The organism is Epilithonimonas sp. JDS (assembly GCF_021261315.1).
Taxonomy (GTDB): domain Bacteria; phylum Bacteroidota; class Bacteroidia; order Flavobacteriales; family Weeksellaceae; genus Epilithonimonas.
Genome location: NZ_JAJSAX010000006.1, coordinates 219,390 through 240,278 on the forward strand (window position 1 = coordinate 219,390; position 20,889 = coordinate 240,278).

The 20,889-nt window shown below is 37.6% G+C and carries 14 protein-coding genes and 1 tRNA gene; 11 read left to right on the top strand and 4 right to left on the bottom strand.

What is annotated here, in order from left to right; translation table 11 throughout:
• The first annotated feature begins 31 nt into the window (after nucleotides 1–31).
• The 4 genes from LUD75_RS16060 (at nucleotide 32) to LUD75_RS16075 (ending at nucleotide 3,692) form a co-directional block, all read left to right on the top strand.
• Nucleotides 32–1,990 carry a hypothetical protein gene (locus LUD75_RS16060; protein ID WP_232706834.1) on the top strand — a complete coding sequence of 653 codons (1,959 nt, stop codon included), beginning with the start codon at nucleotides 32–34 and terminating at the stop codon, nucleotides 1,988–1,990.
• Nucleotides 1,991–2,001: 11 nt separating this feature from the next.
• On the top strand, nucleotides 2,002–2,229 hold the full coding sequence (locus LUD75_RS16065) for a hypothetical protein (RefSeq protein WP_232706835.1): 228 nt from the start codon (nucleotides 2,002–2,004) through the stop codon (nucleotides 2,227–2,229).
• 60 nt (nucleotides 2,230–2,289) lie between these two features.
• Nucleotides 2,290–3,570: a thioredoxin-like domain-containing protein gene (locus tag LUD75_RS16070; protein ID WP_232706836.1), complete on the top strand. Its 1,281-nt coding sequence runs from the start codon at nucleotides 2,290–2,292 to the stop codon at nucleotides 3,568–3,570.
• Between the two features lie 48 nt (nucleotides 3,571–3,618).
• Nucleotides 3,619–3,692 (top strand) — tRNA-Met (locus LUD75_RS16075).
• A 282-nt stretch (nucleotides 3,693–3,974) separates the two neighbouring features.
• Here the strand turns inward: LUD75_RS16075 and LUD75_RS16080 are convergent.
• From LUD75_RS16080 to LUD75_RS16095, 4 genes are all read right to left on the bottom strand, one after another.
• Nucleotides 3,975–5,024 (bottom strand): DUF3810 domain-containing protein, encoded by a 1,050-nt coding sequence (locus LUD75_RS16080; protein ID WP_232706837.1) that lies wholly within the window; start codon nucleotides 5,022–5,024, stop codon nucleotides 3,975–3,977.
• The gene (locus LUD75_RS16085) at nucleotides 5,014–6,462 is read right to left on the bottom strand and encodes an MFS transporter (RefSeq protein ID WP_232706838.1); all 1,449 of its coding nucleotides are present in this window, start codon (nucleotides 6,460–6,462) and stop codon (nucleotides 5,014–5,016) included. Before LUD75_RS16085 ends, LUD75_RS16080 begins: the two co-directional genes overlap by 11 nt.
• A gap of 72 nt (nucleotides 6,463–6,534) precedes the next feature.
• Nucleotides 6,535–7,263, bottom strand: coding sequence for a lysophospholipid acyltransferase family protein (locus LUD75_RS16090; RefSeq protein ID WP_034972868.1), 729 nt, complete (start codon nucleotides 7,261–7,263; stop codon nucleotides 6,535–6,537).
• 31 nt (nucleotides 7,264–7,294) lie between these two features.
• Nucleotides 7,295–7,753, bottom strand: a complete 459-nt coding sequence (locus LUD75_RS16095) for a GtrA family protein (protein ID WP_232706839.1) — start codon at nucleotides 7,751–7,753, stop codon at nucleotides 7,295–7,297.
• A gap of 262 nt (nucleotides 7,754–8,015) precedes the next feature.
• Here LUD75_RS16095 and LUD75_RS16100 point away from each other — a divergent pair, with 262 nt between their 5' ends.
• From LUD75_RS16100 to LUD75_RS16130, 7 genes are all read left to right on the top strand, one after another.
• Nucleotides 8,016–8,270, top strand: coding sequence for a hypothetical protein (locus LUD75_RS16100; RefSeq protein WP_232706840.1), 255 nt, complete (start codon nucleotides 8,016–8,018; stop codon nucleotides 8,268–8,270).
• 54 nt (nucleotides 8,271–8,324) lie between these two features.
• Nucleotides 8,325–9,185: a BadF/BadG/BcrA/BcrD ATPase family protein gene (locus tag LUD75_RS16105; protein WP_034972862.1), complete on the top strand. Its 861-nt coding sequence runs from the start codon at nucleotides 8,325–8,327 to the stop codon at nucleotides 9,183–9,185.
• A 207-nt stretch (nucleotides 9,186–9,392) separates the two neighbouring features.
• Nucleotides 9,393–11,675, top strand: a complete 2,283-nt coding sequence (locus LUD75_RS16110) for an NADP-dependent malic enzyme (protein ID WP_232706841.1) — start codon at nucleotides 9,393–9,395, stop codon at nucleotides 11,673–11,675.
• A 103-nt stretch (nucleotides 11,676–11,778) separates the two neighbouring features.
• On the top strand, nucleotides 11,779–12,363 hold the full coding sequence (gene ruvA / locus LUD75_RS16115) for a Holliday junction branch migration protein RuvA (RefSeq protein ID WP_232706842.1): 585 nt from the start codon (nucleotides 11,779–11,781) through the stop codon (nucleotides 12,361–12,363).
• Between the two features lie 108 nt (nucleotides 12,364–12,471).
• Entirely contained in the window at nucleotides 12,472–19,512 is a 7,041-nt protein-coding gene (gene sprA / locus LUD75_RS16120) for a cell surface protein SprA (protein WP_232706850.1), read from the top strand.
• A gap of 151 nt (nucleotides 19,513–19,663) precedes the next feature.
• The gene (gene gcvH, locus LUD75_RS16125) at nucleotides 19,664–20,041 is read left to right on the top strand and encodes a glycine cleavage system protein GcvH (RefSeq protein WP_232706843.1); all 378 of its coding nucleotides are present in this window, start codon (nucleotides 19,664–19,666) and stop codon (nucleotides 20,039–20,041) included.
• Nucleotides 19,986–20,402, top strand: coding sequence for a VanZ family protein (locus LUD75_RS16130; protein WP_317207328.1), 417 nt, complete (start codon nucleotides 19,986–19,988; stop codon nucleotides 20,400–20,402). Before gcvH ends, LUD75_RS16130 begins: the two co-directional genes overlap by 56 nt.
• Nucleotides 20,403–20,889 lie beyond the last annotated feature (487 nt).

A 20,889-nucleotide genomic window follows, 5' to 3' on the forward strand; every position in this document is an offset into this window, starting at 1 on the left:
TTGCAGGATAAAACACACAAATTTTATTACAATGATTAAAAAATTATTTATTCTACAATCGATTTTTTTCTCTGTTGTTGCATCTTCTCAAGTGCTTACATATGTTGGTAATTCTGCATTGGTAACAATTCAATCCCAAACACTTTTTTACAATGGCGGTGGATTGCAGACTTTCGGAAGTGCGGTAGTTAACAACTCAGGGAATGTGATGATAAGTGGAACCGCTACCGGCGTTCCTGCAACCGAACCAAGAATTGATCTTGCCACAACAGCAAATTTTAATCTTAGGTTGGCTTCTACAACAGATTACGGACAACTTTATGTAACTGGAATTGCCCAAGGCAACATTGCTGGTAAGGTAAATAAAGAATATACTGCGGATTATAATAATGGTACAACTGGAAGACAGCAAACAGGTTTGCCGTTTTTTAATTTCACTTATGCAGATCTAAAAGCTGCTTTTGGTGATGGTAACCTTAACTTGACTAATGGTGGTCAGACTCTTTCTGGCAGATTCAATCCAAGTTCTATTTTCAAATGGAACAATGAGAGAGCCCGTTTTGATCAGATTGTTGGAGGTACAGACGCTACAGTTATCGGTACACCATTAACTTATTACATCATTCCTAGAAGAAGAGCAGATAATACTTATTTCTGGGTACCAAATACTGACAAGAAAACATTTACGGGAATTCCGGTTTCTGATATGACGACTTCAAATGTACAAATGTCATTGTCCGGAGGCTATGCAGGTAGCTTTGGTTATAATGGTAATGCTGCAAATTATTATACAGAACAGTACCGAACTTATCTGGATGATCCTTTTAGATCAAAAACACCCAATTGGGCTGCAGATTATGCTTTGAATCTTTATCAATTGGCAAATCCATTTCTTACAAATTTAGATTTGAAATTTATTGGACTTGCTGAGACCGGTAATGCCAGCGATGGAAATAATATATCAAATCTTGTTGGGATAGCATATTATGGATCTGGTAATATTACAAATACTTATGCTGGTAGTCAGTATAATAATGGTAATACAATAGTAGCTTTAGCTTCAAGTGGTGTATTTCAAGCTGGTGATATCAGCGCAAGCAGGCTGGTAATAAAACCAATGGGTGAGTTTATGGTAAAACTTAGTTCAAACGCCGCTCAAACAATTAACTTGAATAGAACCAGACGATTTGCCTATACTTCACGTGCGGATGGAGTAGATTATTCGGTAGCATTTGCTAAAGATGGAGATGACACAGGAATTCCGGAAGATAAAATCGTAAAACAGGTAGCTGTTGTGATGTATGATGCAGACGGTCTGGAAATTGCAAGAACATATTACGCAGTTTCACCTTCAGCTGTTACAGGATATAGTCCTGCTACAACGATGCTGCAGGCATACGCTACTGATGATAAAGTGATTTTCACTAAAGAAGAGAAGTTAGAAGGAGGAGAAGATATTAATCACACAGATAAAGTTTATATTAATGAGGCTAATGAGGTTAATTTTAAATCAAAATTAATCCCGCTTTTTATCAACTATGATCAGCCTTATCAATTAAAGTTTGAAGTTTATGAAAAGGGAGAAAGAGCAGCAGACGGTCTTTCCAACGGAAATAGTTTTTACATCAAAAATCCTAGTGGACAATATGTGAAAATCGTAGATGGGGAAAGTCTTTCCCTAAGCGGTGCTCAAAATCTTGCCTTGTCTTATGAACTTCCGGAAAGTGGTACTTTAGGAAATGAGAATTCAATTTTTTCTAAAACAGTAATCGCTAAAAAAGATAATAAATGGGTTGTAAGATTTGCTAAAGATTGGAAAAATGCAACTGTTGAAGTGTATTCTGTTGCAGGTCAGCTTTTAAATTCCAAATCTCAGATCTCGACAGGTTCAGATTATGAAATTCCACTTAATTATCAGGCGAAAAGTGTTTTCCTAGTGAAAACTGTTTCTGAAAAAGGGGAGGTTGTGATCAAAAAAATTAGTAACTAAACACACACATTATGATGAAGAATATATTATTAAAAAAGGCTTACTATTTATTGTTTATATTGGTAAACGTACTAAGTTTTGCACAGTCCGTTCCACCTCCACCGGAGAATCCGGAATCTGGTGATATCGGAGGATATCCGGCATCTCCGATAGATGCTTACACATTTGTTTTGTTTTTGGTGGCATTTGCGATGATTGTTTATTTTGCAGCAAAATCAAATAAAAGAATACTTCAATAAAATTTATTTTTAATATTACAAAACCCACTTTTTATGGTGGGTTTTTTTTATTTTTACTCTATGAAAAAAATATTGGTCGCAGGCAGCATTCTATGGTCTGCAGTTACATTTGCACAATTCAACGTTAAGGTTACTATTCCAGCATATTTGTCAGATTCAGATGTTTATTTATACGGTTTCAACGGATCGAAAGAAATTCTGTATTCCAAAGCAAAAATATCTGGAAACACAGCAACTTTTAAAGTTGACAAAAAGTATATCGGAATGATGAGGGCGTTTTTTCAGAAAGCGAATTCGTCTGTCAATATGGTTTCTGAAAATAAGGATATCAATTTTAAAATAGATCTGGATAGTAAGAACAAAATTTCTAATGTTACTTTTGATGATCAGACCAACCAGCTTTTCAGTAATGAAGTAGAGGTTCAGAAAAAGCAGGAACTGATTCTTCCGGCACTCATCCAAATTAAGGATTATTATAAGCCTTCTGACGCATTTTACAAATCTTTGGACAGCGAGATCACTTTGTTGTCAAAAAGTGATACTGCTCTTTACGAGGCTCATCCATTTTTAGATTATTATCAGAAAAATCAGAAATATTCCAATCAGGAAAAGGTCGCCGAATTAAAACCAGAGGATTTTATCAACTTCTATTCAAAATCCGGTGAATATCTTGAGACATCTACGATACTGAAGCCATCATTAATTAATTTCCTAAACGTTTCCAAGTCAAATGTAGAAGGAAGCGTCGATAAGCTCCTGGATGCGGTTAATTTGGAAACACCAAGAGGTCAGACTATCTTATCGGAATTAATTGAAATTTTCAATACTTATGGAATGGATAAGCTGAAAGATAAATATCTTGCGCAGGCCAATAATCTTAAGTGTACCATCAATGACAGACTTTCGTCAACCATCAAAGCGAATAAGAATACAGAGATTGGCGCCAAAATGCCAAACAATAACTTCGAAAATGCCATTCATACGAAAGCCAAATCTTTGTACGATGTAAAAGCCTCTAAGAAAATTGTTGTCTTCTGGTCATCCACTTGTTCGCACTGTGAAGCAGAGCTGCCAAAGTTGTTGGAGAAATATGACAAATTGAAGGCACAGAATATTGAGATCGTAGGATTCTCTTTGGACAGCAGTCTGGAGGAGTTTAAAAATAAAGCCAACATCTTCCCTTGGATCAATGTTTCGGAAGGTAAAGGCTGGTACAGCTCTTACGGAGAAACTTACAATATAAATGCGACGCCGACGTATTTTGTCTTAGATGCTGATAATAAAATCATTAGCAAACCAAATCACGTGGCCGACGTTTTAGATTACTTAAAAGTTAATTAAAAATTTGGTGAAAAGCAAAATATCCTTATATTTGCACCACCAAAAAATGGCGAGGTAGCTCAGTCGGTTAGAGCGCAGGATTCATAACCCTGAGGTCACGGGTTCAATTCCCGTCTTCGCTACAAAACTCTCTTCTTTTAATTAAGGAGAGAGTTTTTTTATTTTAATATTCTGGATTTTAAATTTATTGCTTCAATTAGAGGCAATGATGTTAAAATTATTCACTTTGTAACTTTTTGATTGTGAATAGTTTTTGAATTATTTTAAAATATTATTGAAATATATTTGGAGGTTATATTCAGAAGTTGTACTTTTACGGGGCTTTTGAGACAATCACTCAGGAGCAATAAATTTTTTTTCATCATTTGTGTTTTTAGAATCGTACCTCGTGTACGATTCTTTTTTTATGCTTCACAAAGAGCAACAAGTGTGATGAAATACGAATAGGTAATGCTGCCATCCTGCTGATTGGATTTCAGAAATAGGTCGTTTGTAAATCCAAAAATATCAGCCAATACACTTTCGTGGTTTTTCAAAAACTCAAGTTCGCTGTTTCTATCTTTTTTCATTTTGTCGGAATAATTGGATAGAATATTTTTGACAAATGATTCATCTTTGATGGACAGACTTCTCAACAAACTTTTTAAAACATAAAGCTGAGTGCTGTACTTCAAATCTTGATTCTCGGACTTTTTAGCACACAGATAAGCAATGAAACTGGCTTCTTGTTCACGCGCAAATCCCAGTTGGTGCGACATCTCGTGTGCCAGCGTAAAAGGAAGTTGTGTAGATGGTAAATTTGGATTGAATTGTGATTCAGCAGTGAAAGGATTATAGTAGCCTAAAATGCCTGTATAATTCATCGCCTGATTGTATAGGCTTGGTTTAACAGACAAGATTTCAACTGAGCTTTTTGAAGTGATATTTCTGGGCAAATTCTTTTGTTGAGAAAGTATCTCCATCTCAATTTTCTTCAAATCATTAATGATGAAAATTCCTTTTTTGTCTTCAGAAACCTGCTCTCTCGTTTCTTTGCAAAGTGCAAGATATTTGATGGTCAAGTTTTTTAAATCTTGTTCAGTAATATCTTTTTTCGGAAGTTTTTTAATGATGGGAGTTTGGAAATAAAGCATTCCCCAAAAACATTGATAGATGAAGTAAGCAACATTAATAAAAATAAATAGTTGCTTTAGCGTCTCACTCTTTTTCTTTCTAATAAGATTAATGATGGCAAAGAGTAAATAGAGTGAAACAAGTGTATAAATAACATCACCAACAGAAAATCCAAACTTCGAAAACGAGAGAATGTGAAAATTCTTTTTCCATTCAAAAAGGCGCGAAAAGAAATCAACGGCAACATCGATTTTCGATAGGATGAAGAACAACGAAAATTGGGCAACCAGAATGATTGCCCAAAATTTATTTTTAAGAAAGATGTTCTTTTTAGTGTCCACCTGAAACTTTTTTATCAAAACTAATACCTTGGTTTCTCAGGATTCCACTTACTTTCCAGGCATAGAAGGCCAAGTAAGCAAAACATAAAATCCCAACAATATAACTGTGCTGAATTCCGATACTTTCAGAAACAACACCTTGCAGCCAGCTTACAATTCCACCGCCCATAATCATCATAATCAGGAAACTACTTCCTTGACTCGTGTGTTTTCCAAGGCCACTAACTGCCAATGTGAAAATACAAGGCCAAAGCGTACTACAGAACAATCCAACACTGGTGAAAGCGTAGATACTCACGATGCCGTCTGTAAACATTCCAATCGTAATTGCAATGATTCCAAGTGCTGAGAATATTAATAGCATTCTTGCGGGATTTCCCTTGCTTGCCATATCAGCACCAATCAATACCAAAATGATTAGTCCATAAACATAGAAAGGAGAAAGGTCGTGCTTAGCAACTGCATTTACCAAAAGGAAAACACCGAAAGCTAAATATGGCGCTACGAAACGTAAGATTTTTTGAAGACTCATATTGTCTGTGAAGGCCTCTACAGCACCTGTCCAACGACCAATCATCAAACTCGCCCAATAAAGCGAAATGAATGGAGAAACTTCTTGCAAAGTATAGAGAACGCCTGTTTGAGAATTCACGATAGTTTCCATATACGCAGGCAAATTACTTGCGGTAGAAACTTCTACACCTACATAGATGAAGATGGCCAACATTCCCAATAGCAATTGAGGATACTTCAAAGCGGAATTTTTTGCGCCGCCTTCTTCTGTCGCCGTTTCTTCTATGGTTGCAGGATGTTCTGGCAAAGAAGATAATTTAAGCAAAATTGCTACTGCTAAAAAGGCCACACCTAAAACCAGGTAAGGGATTTTCACACTTTCGATACTCATATTGGTATTCTCGGAAGCAGCAGAACCAAAGATGGCAAAACTCACAATCAATGGTCCAATCGTGGTTCCAAGATTGTTGATTCCTCCTGCCAAGGTCAATCGCTGAGAACCTGTTGTGATAGGTCCAAGCGCAATTGCCAATGGATTCGCCACGGTTTGTTGTAGTGAGAATCCCAATGCCACGGTAAACAACCCGGCAAGCATCAGCGGAAAGGATTGAAGATTTGCAGCAGGGTAGAACAACAATGTTCCCAAAGCCGAAATCGTAAGTCCTAACGCCAATCCGTTTTTATAACCAATCTTATTGACCAAATCTTTTCCGATGGCTAATGAAATCAACATATAAATGATGGAACCAACCGTGTAGGCAATGTAAAATGCGACGGACACGAGCTGACTTTGACCTTGTGTCAAATCGAATGCTTTTTTGAAAACTGGAATCAAGATGTCGTTACTTGCCGCGACAAATCCCCAGAAGAAAAAAACGGTGACGAGCGGGATAAACTGTGCCCAATTGGTTTTTTGTGTTTCCATTATTTATTTAATGTTAATTTAAGGTTAATATTCAAAAACAAATGTAAGTAAAAAGTCTTATTGGTAGAATAATTATTTTAATTTCTCAATAAGGGACAATCGCATTTCCTCGTGCGCTTTTTCTTTAAGTTCTTTCAAAGGAGCATCCGGCGTCAGGATATCATTGAAGAAAATATCAACGCGGCCGGGATATCCTTTTTTATTATCAAAAGGAAACATTTCCTTAAGTCCAACAAAAGTGTAAACGGCAATCGGAAATTGATGTTTGGTAGAAAGGATAAAAGCGCCGTCTTTGAAATCATCAAGAATAATACTCGTGTCATCCGGAACGCCACCTTCTGGGAAGATGACAACGCTTTGTCCGTCCTGCATTCTCTCAGCACATCTTCTGTAAACGTCGGCGCGGCTTCTCGCACTTTTCCGGTCCACCATCACACAAACTCTTCTGTACACACTTCCGAAAACCGGAATCTTCTCAAGTTCTTTTTTACCAACGTAGCAAAGTGGATGATTGGGGAAAAGTATGCAGGGAATCATCACGTCCATCAAAGAAGTATGGTTGGAAATGATGACGTACGGCTGGTTTTTATCGATTTTTTTATCGGTCTTATTAATGATTCGGTAGCGGAAACCGGTGCCGTAGAAAATTCCCATCGCCCAGATGCGGATGAAAAAGTAGCAGGCTTTATAATCTTCCTTTCGGATGGATAAGAGATAAACTGGGAGGAAAAAAATCAACGTGAAAATAGTCGCTACAACTATCATCCAAAACCGCCAGGCATAAACCAACAAAACCTTCATTTTATAATCTATTTAGTTCAAAAATATGATTTTATCCGTTAAATATCACTTTTTTCTTTACAGAATAATTAAGGAGCGAAACAATCACGATAGAACTTATTTTACTCATCATCTCCTGAGACAACACATAGAAACCTAAATCCACTGCATCTTTGAAAACATAATGGTAAAGAATCTGGAACAAAATCAGACTGATGAATGTAGAAACCACCGAAACAGAAATGAAATAAGCGAACTCTTTCCGCTTGGAATGTTTCCCTCGTTCAAACACAAACCAGATGCTCAGAAAATAATTCGTGATGATGCCGCAACTTGTAGATAAAATATTGCTAAACGGATATTTGATGCCGTACAGATTATACTCACTCGCAAAAACTCTCGGAAGATAAACGCTGAAAAGTTTAAAGCTTCCAATTTCGACGATGGCGCTCAAACCTCCGGCGATGATAAAAAATAGAATTTGCTTGTGACGAAGTAGTAATTGTTTCATTTCGTTTGCAAATTTATACGATTTGTTAAATCTTTTTAAATAATAGTTAAATTATTTTTTTGTATCAATATTATTTTTACATTTATTTAATATTAAGGTTTTAGAAAATATCATTGAATATTTAATTGTTTTTAGTCTAATTATTTACGAAAATCTTAATATTAATCGATGTTATAAACTAATCCTGGCTCTAGAAATTCAGCCGGGAAATTTTTTCATCGCTAGTCAAGACACCACACTCACGAAATAATTATTACAAAAAATGAAAAATTCTAACAGACCGTACAGAAAATTTCTGCCTCAGCAAAAAAAAATTGAGGAATTGGAAAAAAGCAGCTCGAGGTTCAAAAGAATCTATTCAGAATATGAATTGATGTCCGATGAACTCTGGGATATGGAAAGCAACGAGACTGCAGAGAGCATTCCCGACGATTTCATCAATGCCATCAAACTTCAGACTTCCTATCTGGAAGACGAGATTGAAGATTGGCTCGTACAAGACGGCAAATCCACATAATTCTCACAAAATCTTCCCAAAAAATATTACATTAGCGTTTTAAAACATATATATATGATTGCTATTGTTGATGGAGGGTCTACCAAATGCGACTGGGTTATCCTGGAAAATGATGGTACAGAAGTACTCAAGACCGAGACCATCGGTTTCAATCCTAATATTATAAAAGCAGAATTGATTGCGCCCGAAATAGAAAACAATCAGGCACTTTCCAAATTCCACGATTACATAGAAAACATCTTCTTCTACGGCTCCGGCTGCGGAACGCCAGAAAACAGATTGATTGTCGAGCGAGAGATTCAAAAGGTTTTCCTCAATGCGCAGGTCAATATCAAGGAGGACCTTCTGGCGGCGGCGTATGCGGCTTACAGAGGTGTTCCGGCAATTGTCTGCATTCTGGGAACTGGCTCCAATGCGTGCTACTTCGATGGCGAAAAAGTCAAAACCGAATTGCCTTCTTTAGGATTTCTAATTGGTGATGAAGGCAGCGGAAGTGCACTCGGAAAGCAATTGGTGCGTCATTATTTTATGAAGAAACTACCGCCAGATTTGCACCAGCAGTTTACTGAGATTTATCAGTTGAACATTGATGATCTGCTCAAAAATATGTACCACAATCCACGGGCGAATGCATATATGGCAGATTTTACACGCTTCATTGTCGATAGAAAAACGCACCCATATTTTCAGAATTTCATTTACAAAGAACTCAAGAACTTCCTTGAGTTTCAGGTGATGCCGTATGAAGAGTGCCGTAGCAGCGAGGTCAATTTCATAGGTTCCATTGCCTATTTTTTCGAGGATATTCTTCGTGCAGCGGCCTCGGATTTTCATTTGAAGATTGGGACCGTTGTTCAAAAACCGATAGAAAGTCTGGTGAATTATCATCGTGACTATATCATTCCAAAGCTTTAACTTTGCACAGATATTTGGGCGTATCCCTTTGCCCCGATGAAAAATCGGGACAAGCGGGCCGGTCTACGGGCAGTCGCTTCCCGATGGAAACTTTGCAAAGTTTCTATCGGGAGAGCTCCAACAATGCCCTCCGCCCTTACGCAGCAGAGTCCTAATAAAAACCTGTGGGTCATATCAACCAATTGATCCACTCAAAAGAAATTAAAAATGTCAAAAAATTCAAGAGATCAGATCGCTTTCGATAAGGCTGCTTTAGATTATCACAGTCAGGAACCAAAAGGTAAGATCGAAGTCATTCCTTCAAAACCGCATTCATCACAAAGAGATCTTTCGCTGGCTTATTCTCCAGGTGTTGCCGTGCCTTGTATGGCGATCCACGATGATCCTCAAAAAGTTTACGAATATACATCCAAAGGAAATCTAGTTGCCGTGATCTCCAACGGAACAGCCGTTCTAGGTCTGGGCGACATCGGTCCCGAAGCTTCAAAACCAGTAATGGAAGGAAAAGGTTTGCTTTTCAAAATCTTCGCCGGGATCAATGTCTTTGATATTGAGATCAACGAAAAAGATCCGGACAAATTCATCGAAACGGTAAAAGCAATTGCGCCAACGTTCGGAGGAATTAATCTTGAAGATATCAAAGCGCCAGAAGCATTCTATATAGAACAAAGACTGAAAGAAGAATTGGATATTCCTTTGATGCACGATGATCAGCACGGAACCGCAATCATCTCCGCAGCCGCTTTGATCAACGCTTTGGAAATTGCAGGAAAGAAAATCGGGGAAGTGAAAATGGTGATCAATGGAGCTGGAGCTGCTGCAGTAGCTTGTGCGAAATTGTACATTTCATTAGGCCTTGATCCAAAAAATATCTTGATGTGTGACAGCAAAGGTGTCATCAATCAAAGAAGAGAAAACTTGACACCAGAGAAACTGGATTTCATAGCTCAAACTGATATCGACACTTTGGAAGATGCTATCAAAGGTTCAGATGTTTTCATCGGTTTGTCAAAAGGAAATGTGATGTCTGCAGAGATGTTGCTTTCGATGTCAAATAATCCGATCGTTTTTGCTTTGGCAAATCCGGATCCAGAGATCAGTTATGATCTGGCATTGGCAACAAGACCAGATGTGATGATGGCGACTGGACGTAGTGATTATCCTAATCAGGTGAACAATGTTCTTGGTTTTCCATACATTTTCCGTGGCGCTTTGGATGTTCAGGCAAAAGGAATTAATGAGGCAATGAAGCTTGCAGCTGTAAAAGCATTGGCAGAAATTGCAAAAGAACCAGTTCCTGAGATGGTAAAACTGGCATACAACGTAACGAATATGAGTTTCGGGAAAGAGTATTTCATTCCAAAACCATTTGATAATAGATTGATCACCAAAGTTTCTATCGCTGTTGCAAAAGCAGCTATGGAAAGTGGAATCGCTGGAAAACCGATCGAGGATTTCGAGGCTTACGAAAATCAATTGCTGGACAGAATGGGACGAGATGAAAAACTTGTCCGAATGATGCAGAACCGAGCCAAAGCAAACCCAAAAAGGGTAACACTTGGAAACGGAGAAGAATATAATATTCTGAAAGCAGCCCAAATTCTACAGGAAGAAGGCATTGCTTATCCAAGTTTGTTAGGAAGCAGAAAGTTGATCAAAGAAAGAATGGAAGAATTCGGGATGGATCTCGACATTCCAATCATCGATCCGAACGATGACGAAAATAAAGAAACCCGCAAAAAATACAGAAAAACACTTTGGGATCTTAGAAACCGAAAAGGAATCAATGAGTATAAAGCCAAAAGATATGTAAGACAACGTGATTATTTTGGTCCATTGATGTTGGTTCATGGCGACACCGATGCATTGATTATTGGTTTTTCCAAAAGTTATGCATCAATCCTAAAACCGGTTTTGGAAATCATTCCTAAAAAACAAGGTGTAAACAAAGTGGCGGCGATGATGATGATCCTGACGGAGAAGAAACCATTGTTCTTCGCAGATACTTCCATTAATAAAAATCCTTCCGCAGAAGATCTGGTTGATATTGCAAAAATGGCAGAAATCACGGTGAAGTCTTTCGCTATCGAGCCAAGAATCGCAATGTTGGGTTACGAGAATTTTTCCGCAAAAGGAGAATCTTCGAAAAAAGTGGCAGAAGCCGTTAAAATTCTACATTCGAAGTATCCAAAAATGATTGTAGATGGAGAAATTCAGCCTGACTTTGCTTTGAACAGCGATCATTTGGCAGATTATCCTTTCTCGAAATTAGGAACGAACCCGGCAAACGTTTTGGTTTTCCCAAATCTTGAAAGTGCAAACCTTTCTTATAAAATCATTAGAGGAATGAAGGCGGCTCAAACCATCGGGCCAATTCTGATGGGACTTGACCAGCCGGTTCACGTTCTTCAAATGAGATCCAGCGTGGACGAAATTGTGAATCTTGCAACAATTGCAGTTTTGGATGCGCAGACGAAAGATAAAAAGTAAATTAATTTCAAGATAATATAGTTAAAAAGCCATTTTAGTTACTAAGATGGCTTTTATCTTTAAGTTAATTTATATCTTCGCAAAACCCTAATTTTTTGATTTAATGATTTATTCTTTAAGAGGGTTGGTACAGGAACTGACGCCTACATTTGCCGTGATCGAGGTCAATGGAATCGGATATTACGTAAGTCTGAGTTTGCAGACTTCTCAAAATCTGAAATTGAATTCTGAGGTTTTTCTATATATCCAGCAGATCATTCGTGAAGATGCACATTTGCTTTTCGGCTTTTTCAGCAAAGAGGAAAAAGAGATGTTCAACCTGTTAATAAGTGTTAATGGTGTTGGACCCGTTTCCGCATTAATATTACTATCTTCGCTGAGCTTGTCCGATGCTGCAAATGCAATCCTTTCCGGGAACAGTGCTATCATTCAAAAAGTGAAGGGAATAGGGGTGAAAACTGCCGAGCGTATCATCATCGATTTGCGTGATAAGGTTGGCGGATTCAGTATTTCCGAAGAAAAACTTTCTAATCTGGTAAACAATAAAATAAAGAATGAGGCGTTATCTGCTTTAGAAGTTTTAGGAATTTCCAGGAAAGTGAGTGAGAAGATTGCGGATAGAATTTTGAAGCAGAATCCGGAAGTTTCGATAGAACAATTAGTGAAAGAGATTTTAAAAAACATTTAACATTTGATGATGTTTTGTCATCAATTTCTTAAAAAAATATAAGTGAAGAAAAATATTTACCTTTATAAATTAACCCTCCTTTTTTTAGTTTTTGTAGGTTGTACGAATATATTTGCCCAAGACAAACCTTCCGACAGTTTGATAAGTGTCAGGAAAGATTTCAGTCTGGGAGACCCGATCCGTTACGATGCTTTTTATGACATCGGAACGGGAATGTATTATTTGTATCCTAAAATTGGAAACACAGTTGTTGGCGCGCCAATCGCGATGACGTTTGAAGAATACAAAAACTACACCATGCAGAATAATCTTCGTTCTTACTACGAAGAAAAATCGCTTCTGAATGATCTTTCCAAGAGAAAAGATCAGACCGATGCCAAGAAAAAAGGCTTGATTCCATCGATTACGATCAAAAATAAAATGTTCGAAAATATCTTTGGTAGCAACAAGATAGAGTTGATTCCGCAGGGTTTTGCCTCATTTGATCTTGGTATTCTCTATCAAAAAATTGACAATCCATTAATTCTTCCTCAAAACAGAACCAGCTTTGCTATTAATATCCAACAGAGAATCCAGTTGGGAATTACCGGAAAAGTGGGTGAAAACCTTCAGTTGAAAGCCAATTACGATACGCAAAGTGGATTTGCCTTCGAAAACCGTATGAATATGGTCTGGCAGGCAAAAGGCTCATGGAAAGATCTGATGAACAAAGGTCTTAACGAAAAAGGTCAGGATCCGGAAGATAAAATTATTAAAAGGGTAGAAGTTGGTAACATCAGTATGCCGCTTTCCACAAGTTTGATTCGTGGTTCACAGTCATTATTCGGTCTTAAAACAGAATTCCAGATGGGTAAAACTACTGGAACTTTGGTGTTTTCACAACAACAGGGTGAGGCTAAGACGATTGTTGCGCAAGGTGGCGGAACGATGAGTACTTTCAAAATTAATGCTTTTGATTATGAAGACAATCAACATTATTATTTAGGACATTACTTTTTGGATAATTATGATAATGCATTAGCAAATTATCCTTTGATCAATTCCAGAATTAACATTACTAGAATGGAAGTCTATATTCTGGATCAAGGTGGTGCAAATATAGAAACCCAAAAACCAGTTATCGGAATTCGAGATCTGGGAGACCAACAAGGTGTTACACCAAATAATAACAATAATAATTTATACAATCAGATCTCGTCAACCGTTGGAAATCCAAGAGAATTGGATGTAGCCAAAAATAATTTAACAGGCAGATCTTTTCCTAATTCTCAAGGTGTGCAAGAGCCTTATGTGATGGGTGAGCATTTTATCACCAATGTGAAAGCCAGAAGGCTGAACACTTCAGAATATAAGTTTAATACGCAGCTAGGTTATCTTTCACTCAACCAAAGATTGAATAATGAGCAGTTTTTGGCAATATCATATTCTTACACACTTAATGGATCAAGTACAGTTTACAAGGTAGGAGAGTTTTCTGAAGAGAATCCGATTCTCATCACGAAACTTTTGAAATCAAATTCAAATACAACTGAGACTTCTCCAATGTGGGATTTGATGATGAAGAATATTTATTCACTCAATACAAATCAGATTCAGCCGGAGGATTTTTTATTAAATGTTAATTTTAGAGATCCCGCATCTGGCGGAAAAGTTAATTATCTACCTGGAGCTACTTTTAATGGAATACCATCCGATACCAATCTATTACGATTATTCAATTTGGATCGTTTGAATCAAAATAATGATTTACAGAACAACGCAGATGGAACTAAAGGTGATGGTATTTTTGATTTTATCAACGGCATTACGGTAGACGCAGAAAATGGAAAAATTATTTTCACTAAAGCCAAGCCTTTCGGAAGTTATCTGGAAAGCATTTTAACGAATGCAGATAAGTCTAAATATGTATTTAATGATATTTATAATAAACAAAAAGTTCCTCAATCTGACGTTCCTCTACGTTACACCATAGAAGGCCGATACAAAGGAAGTCAAGGTCAAGGGATTTCTCTTGGCGCTATCAATGTTCCACAGGGTTCTGTAAAAGTGACGGCAAATGGTGCTCAACTCGTTGAAGGTGTAGATTACACCGTAGATTATATGCTTGGAACAGTGACGATCATCAATGAAACAGTAAAACAATCCGGACAGGCAATCAATATTTCATTAGAAAATCAGTTGACATTTAATACGCAGAGAAAAAGCTTCTGGGGATTGAATCTTGAAAGAAAATTCAGCGACCATTTGACAGTTGGTGCAACGGTAGTGAACTATTCGGAAAGACCTCTTACTCAAAAAGTAAATTATGGTCAGGAAGCTGTGAGCAATACAATGGCAGGCTTCAATATGATGTATAATAATGAATTGCCATTCCTCACAAGATTGACGGATAAAATTCCATTTGTCAATACAGAAGCGCCTTCCAATTTAAACTTCAAGGCAGAAGGCGCCTATTTGATTCCTGGACAAAGCAAAGGAATCAATGACCAATCTTACATTGATGATTTTGAACAAACCACTTCCAAGATTTCCTTAAAAGAACCTGCAATGTGGAGTCTGGCCTCACGTCCTGAGAAAAATTTGGACGATCCGATAGTTTTCCCAACAACAGTTGCGAATAACAATCTGCGATCAGGTGATGGAAGAGGACTTTTGTCTTGGTACACGATCGATCCGAGATTCTATGGCGTTGGCGGAAATGCGCCGAATGGAATCAACGCAGCAGCACTTTCCAATTTTGCATCCAGAAGAGTGCAGATGAAGGAGCTTTACAACAACAGAGATTATGTTGCCGGCGAGCAGACCTTGCTTAATACGTTTGATATCACTTATTATCCACAAGAAAGAGGTCCTTACAACGTGAATGCTGCGACAGAAACAGCTTCCCAAAGATGGGCTGGTTTGATGAGACCAATTTCTGTGACCAACTTTGTGACTTCTAATATTGATTATGTAGAATTCTGGTTACAGGATCCTCACGCCGATGGAAATACTTTAGGTACAGATCCGAAATTATTATTACAATTAGGAAACGTTTCTGAAGATGTTTTGAAGGATGGAAAAATGCAGTATGAAAACGGATTGCCAACGCCAAGTTTGCCTTCCAACACATCTGAGACAAACTGGGGAACTCAGCCAAACCAATTCCCGATTCTTTATGCATTTTCAACAGAAGGTGACGAAAGAGCACAGCAGGATTTGGGTTATGATGGACTTAATGGAGCTGAGGAGCAGTCGAAATTTGGAGTGAGTTTTGTGAATCCAGTTACCAATGAATTGGATCCGGCTTCTGACAATTTTGTATTCTATTTATCAGATCAGTTTCAAGGTGATCTTGCATCGTCTTTGACAGAGCGTTACAAATATTTCCGTGGACCGGAAGGAAACTCTGCAGCCAATACTTTGGAAGTCGCAACTCAAACTCCGGATGCGGAAGATGTGAACAGAGATTACAACTTGGATCAGACCGAAAATTACAACCAATATACAATTGACCTTTCGCCAACAAGTTTGACTTTAGAAAATAATAAAATTGTAGATGTAAAAGAAGTAGACGTTAAATTCGAGAACGGACAATCCAAAAAAGTAAAATGGTACTTATTCAGAATTCCGGTTGCTAATTATGATGGTGTTGGCACAGGAAATACCAATCCTTTTGTTACCGGTTCTAGTGAATCTGTTCTTAATAATGTAAGATTCGCAAGATTATTAATGAAAGGTTTTGAGCAGACTTCTACGCTTAGATTTGGATCTTTTGATTTGGTAAGATCAGACTGGAGAAAATATAGCAATTTGATTGCAAGCCCTACGGTACCAGCGCAAAACGAGGGAAATCCGCCTATCAGTACAACTCAAAATTCCAATTTTGATATCGGAAGTGTAAATCTTGAAGAGAATGCATTAGGAACGCCACCTTATGTTTTGCCTCCGGGAATTGACAGACAGGTTTTGAGCGGAAATGCGGGAGCACAAAGACAAAATGAATCTTCATTGTATCTGAAGATCGATAAATTAAAGAACGAATCCAGAGGTGTTTTCAAAAATACAAGTTTGGATATGCGCCGTTACAAAAAATTAGCATTGTTTGTTCACGCTGAGGATTTAACAAATGAATTGACTGCTAATACAAGCATATTAAATGAAAATGCAAAATTCTTTATCCGTTTTGGTAGTGATGCTTCTGATAATTATTATGAATATGAATCGTCATTAACAACAACCGCACAAAATGCTACATCACCGCTTGATATATGGCCGGATGCGAACAACGTAGATTTAGAAATAGAAAACTTCGTCAATGCAAAACTTAAACGTGATGAACTTTTAAGAGCTGGTACTGAAAATATAGATAATAGATACCAATATTTAGACTATGGAGATGACAACAAAAAAATCTATGTAAAGGGTAGACCGAGTATTGGTAATGTCACCACAATGATGATTGGTGTGCGAAGCCAGAATGATGCTGGGCCAGGTAAAACACTTATCCTTTGGGTCAACGAAATCCGTCTTTCGGAAATTGAAAACAAAGGTGGTTATGCCGGTAATGCAAGTTTAAATTTCAACCTTGGAGATTTTGCAATGGTAAATGCCAATGCATCTTACGCCTCAGTTGGATTTGGAGCAATAGATCAGAAACCATCGGAAAGATCTCAGGATGAGAATTCTGCTTTCAGCATCAATACTACTGTAAATGTGGACAAATTCTTACCGGAAAAAGTAGGAATGAAAATCCCGGTAAATTACTCTTACACACAAACAATGACCAATCCGAAGTATAATCCTTTGGATAACGATGTTGAGCTTACCAAAGCGCCGAATCAGGATGAGCTTAAAAAAGTGGTAAGCACTTACACGCAGCAAAGAAGCGTCGGTGTTGTGAATATGAGAAAAGACAGAATGAATCCTGAGAAAAAGGCAAAATTCTATGATGTAGAAAACCTAAGTGTGACAGCAATCTACAACGACGATTTCTACCGTGATGTTTATACCAAGCGTAACTACAAGCAATATCTGAACGGTTATGTAGAATATAATTATACCTTCAAACCGTATGTGATGAAACCATTCAACAAGATGGTAAGCGATACGGCGAAGTCTTACAAATATTTGAGATGGGTGAAGGAATTTAATTTCAATCCGGTTCCAACCAGATTATCTTTCAGAACGATATTGGACAGAAATTATAATGAATTGGAGTACAGAAATGTAGATGCATTGCTTTCAGGAACTGGAGGACAGGATTTTGAAACCATCAGAAACAGAAACTTCTTCTTTGGATGGCAGTACAGTTTAGGATTTAATTTTACTAAATCGTTGAAATTGGAAATCAATTCAGAAACCAAAACCCTGAATGATCAGTCTGATGTCAATTCTATGAACAACAAATCGATCTTCAGTAATGTTTTCAGAGCCGGACGTCCTGTTTTGTACAACCACAGAGCACAGCTGAATTACAGATTGCCGTTTGAATATTTCCCATATCTGGATTTCATCAATGCAGAATTGAGTTATCAGTTTCAATACAATTGGAGTGCAAGATCTACAGCGGCGAGATTAGAGTCAGAAAATCTTGGAAATCTTTCTCAGAACACAAATGCCATCGTTGCCACTTCTACGGTTGACATTCCGAAATTCTTTGGTAAATTCAATTATTTCAAGAAGATCAATGACAAGATGCAGAAGCGCCGTCAGGAGATAGATTCTCTTAATAATGTTTACAACACAGCATTCACCAAAAAGAATAATAAGTTCAAATTCAAATCGTATAAATTCAAAAATAAACTGACGCCGATTCAAGCCGCAGCTTATGCTTTGACATCATTCAAACAATTGGATTTTAATTATACCGAGAATAACGGAATTGTGTTGCCGGGACTTTTGTCTGCTCCTAATTTCTATGGATACGGACAAACTTTAGGCGGGCCGACGATCGGATTCTTGTTAGGATCTCAGGCAGACATCAGAAGAACAGTTATTGAAAACGGCTGGGTTTCAGATTCTGAATTGATGAGTGATGCCTATTCTGAATTAAATAACCGGACAATCACAGCTAACCTACAGGTGATGCCTGCTAATGATTTGAGAATTGATTTCAATGTATTGCAGAATTATAACCGAAATTATATTCAAGGTGGTTATAATGTTACCGATCAATTGACAGGATATCGTGGATACAGAGATGCTTTCGGGACAGAAATGATCACTTATTCCAATACAGCTTGGACTTTCAACACAGCTTTCAAAGATGGGGCGGCACTTTACCAGTCCATCAAAGAAAATGCACTGGCAATTTCTCAGCAGTATGCGGGCATCAGAGACAGAGAAGGCTACACTGCAGGCTACTCAAGAAGTAATGCATATATTTTGATTCCGGCATTCCAGGCAGCAATCGAAGGTAAATCTCCGAAAAAGATGGGCGATCCTACCAAAGCCGGAACGCCGCTGCCAAACTGGAAATTGGTTTATTCGGGACTCAGAAATATTCCGATTGTAAACAGTATGTTCTCAAAATTTGATATTTTGCATTCTTACGTTTCTACATCTACAACCTCTGGCGTACAGTCGAGCATCGATTATTACAACAGAGATTTGAATAATATTGAAACCGCTTATGACTCCAATGGAAACAGATACAATCCTTACACTGTAACTCAGGTTGGATATGTTGAAGCATTCTATCCATTAGTCGGTTTTGATGTGACGATGAGAAACAATATGCAGTTCCGTTTCAATTACAACAGAGACAGAACTTATATGCTTGGACTTGTCAATACCACTTTGACGGAAGAGCTGGGAACAGAATATGTAATTGGTTACGGTTATATATTGAAAGATCTGAAGATTCGTCTTAACTATCAGGGGAAAACAAGAAACGTAAAAAGTGACCTTAATATGAGAGCTGACTTATCAATGAGAGACAGCAAAACGACAATCACGAATATTTTGATTGATGATTCTCAGATCACAGGCGGACAAAAAATCTTTAGTTTGAAGTTATCCGCCGATTATAATATGTCGCAAAACCTGAACCTGAAATTCTTCTACGATCAGATGATGACAAAGTATAAGATCTCAACAGCGTTCCCGCTTTCAACAATCAGAGCAGGTATCACAGCCACACTCACATTCGGCGGAACAGGAAATTAAAATGAATTGATGATTTATCATTAATCAATTATCATTCATCAATTATAAAAAAGGGTAAGCATTTTGCTTACTCTTTTTTTTGTAATTTATTTTTATTCTATTGTTATATCTTAATTATATAATTAAATTTGCCAAAACCTAATCAAAAGAAATGAACACACCATCAGAATTAAAGTACACCAAAGACCACGAATGGATCAAAGTTGACGGCGACACTGCAACCATCGGAATTACAGATTATGCGCAAGGCGAATTGGGAGACATCGTTTTCGTAGATGTCGACACAGTTGACGAAGATCTGAATGAAGGCGACGTTTTCGGAAGTGTAGAAGCCGTGAAAACCGTTTCCGATCTTTTCCTTCCAATCCCGGGAACTGTTTTGGAAGTTAATGCAGAATTAGAAGATCAGCCGGAACTACTCAATTCAGACCCTTACGGAAAAGGCTGGATCATCAAATTGAAAGTTGCCGAAGATGCAGACTTCACCAAATTATTATCCGCAGAAGAATACCAGGAAGTTGTTGGATAATCTCATAAACAAATACAGTAAGATCACATTGCCCATTTATTGGGCATTTCTTACTTATATGCTTTTGCGTCCGGGTATAGAGAACAAAGAATATCCCTTTATGTTCCAGCATATCGACAAGGTCATTCACTTTACCATCTTTTTCCTACTCGGATTTTTCTTCCGCGTCCGTTTCCCAAAAGTATCCTTACTTTACTACTTTCTCATTCTCATTTCCTACGCCTTACTCACCGAGATTCTTCAGGATATCATGAAGTGGGGCCGCTCATTGGAAGTCTTGGATGCTGTTGCCGACACTTTAGGCTTGGCACTCGCATACTATATATATAATAGGTATGTGAAATTCCAAAACCGAATCTAATTATTTTTACCTTTATTGAAAAATCAGAAAGATCTGCTCAATTTTATGTTAAACATTCAATTCCCAATTTCCATATTTTGGGCAACTGCCAAAAAAGCCATTTCTTTCCCTTCACTATTTTTTGTCACCGGGCTATGCGCTACTATCTTTTGCTTTTCTTGTAATAGTTTTTAATATACTATAGATAAACAACCATTCTATATCGAATCGCATTTCCCAAATCAATCCAAGAAAAAAGCAAAAGGATAACCGCTACTATCCCTGTCGCAATGGCACAATAATAGCACATCAAATCCGTTTAACTTTATTTAACATAATGTGGATAACTCTTAGACACCTTTTAAGGTGCTGTTTCACAATAGTTTAATTAAGTAAGTTTTACACAATTGTAAACATTATGTTAAATCCATTTGCAAGTGCAGCTTTTTCCACCCTATATTTGCAGAACCAAAACGAGAGAATTGGTAGCGCAGGAGGCCTAACGGAA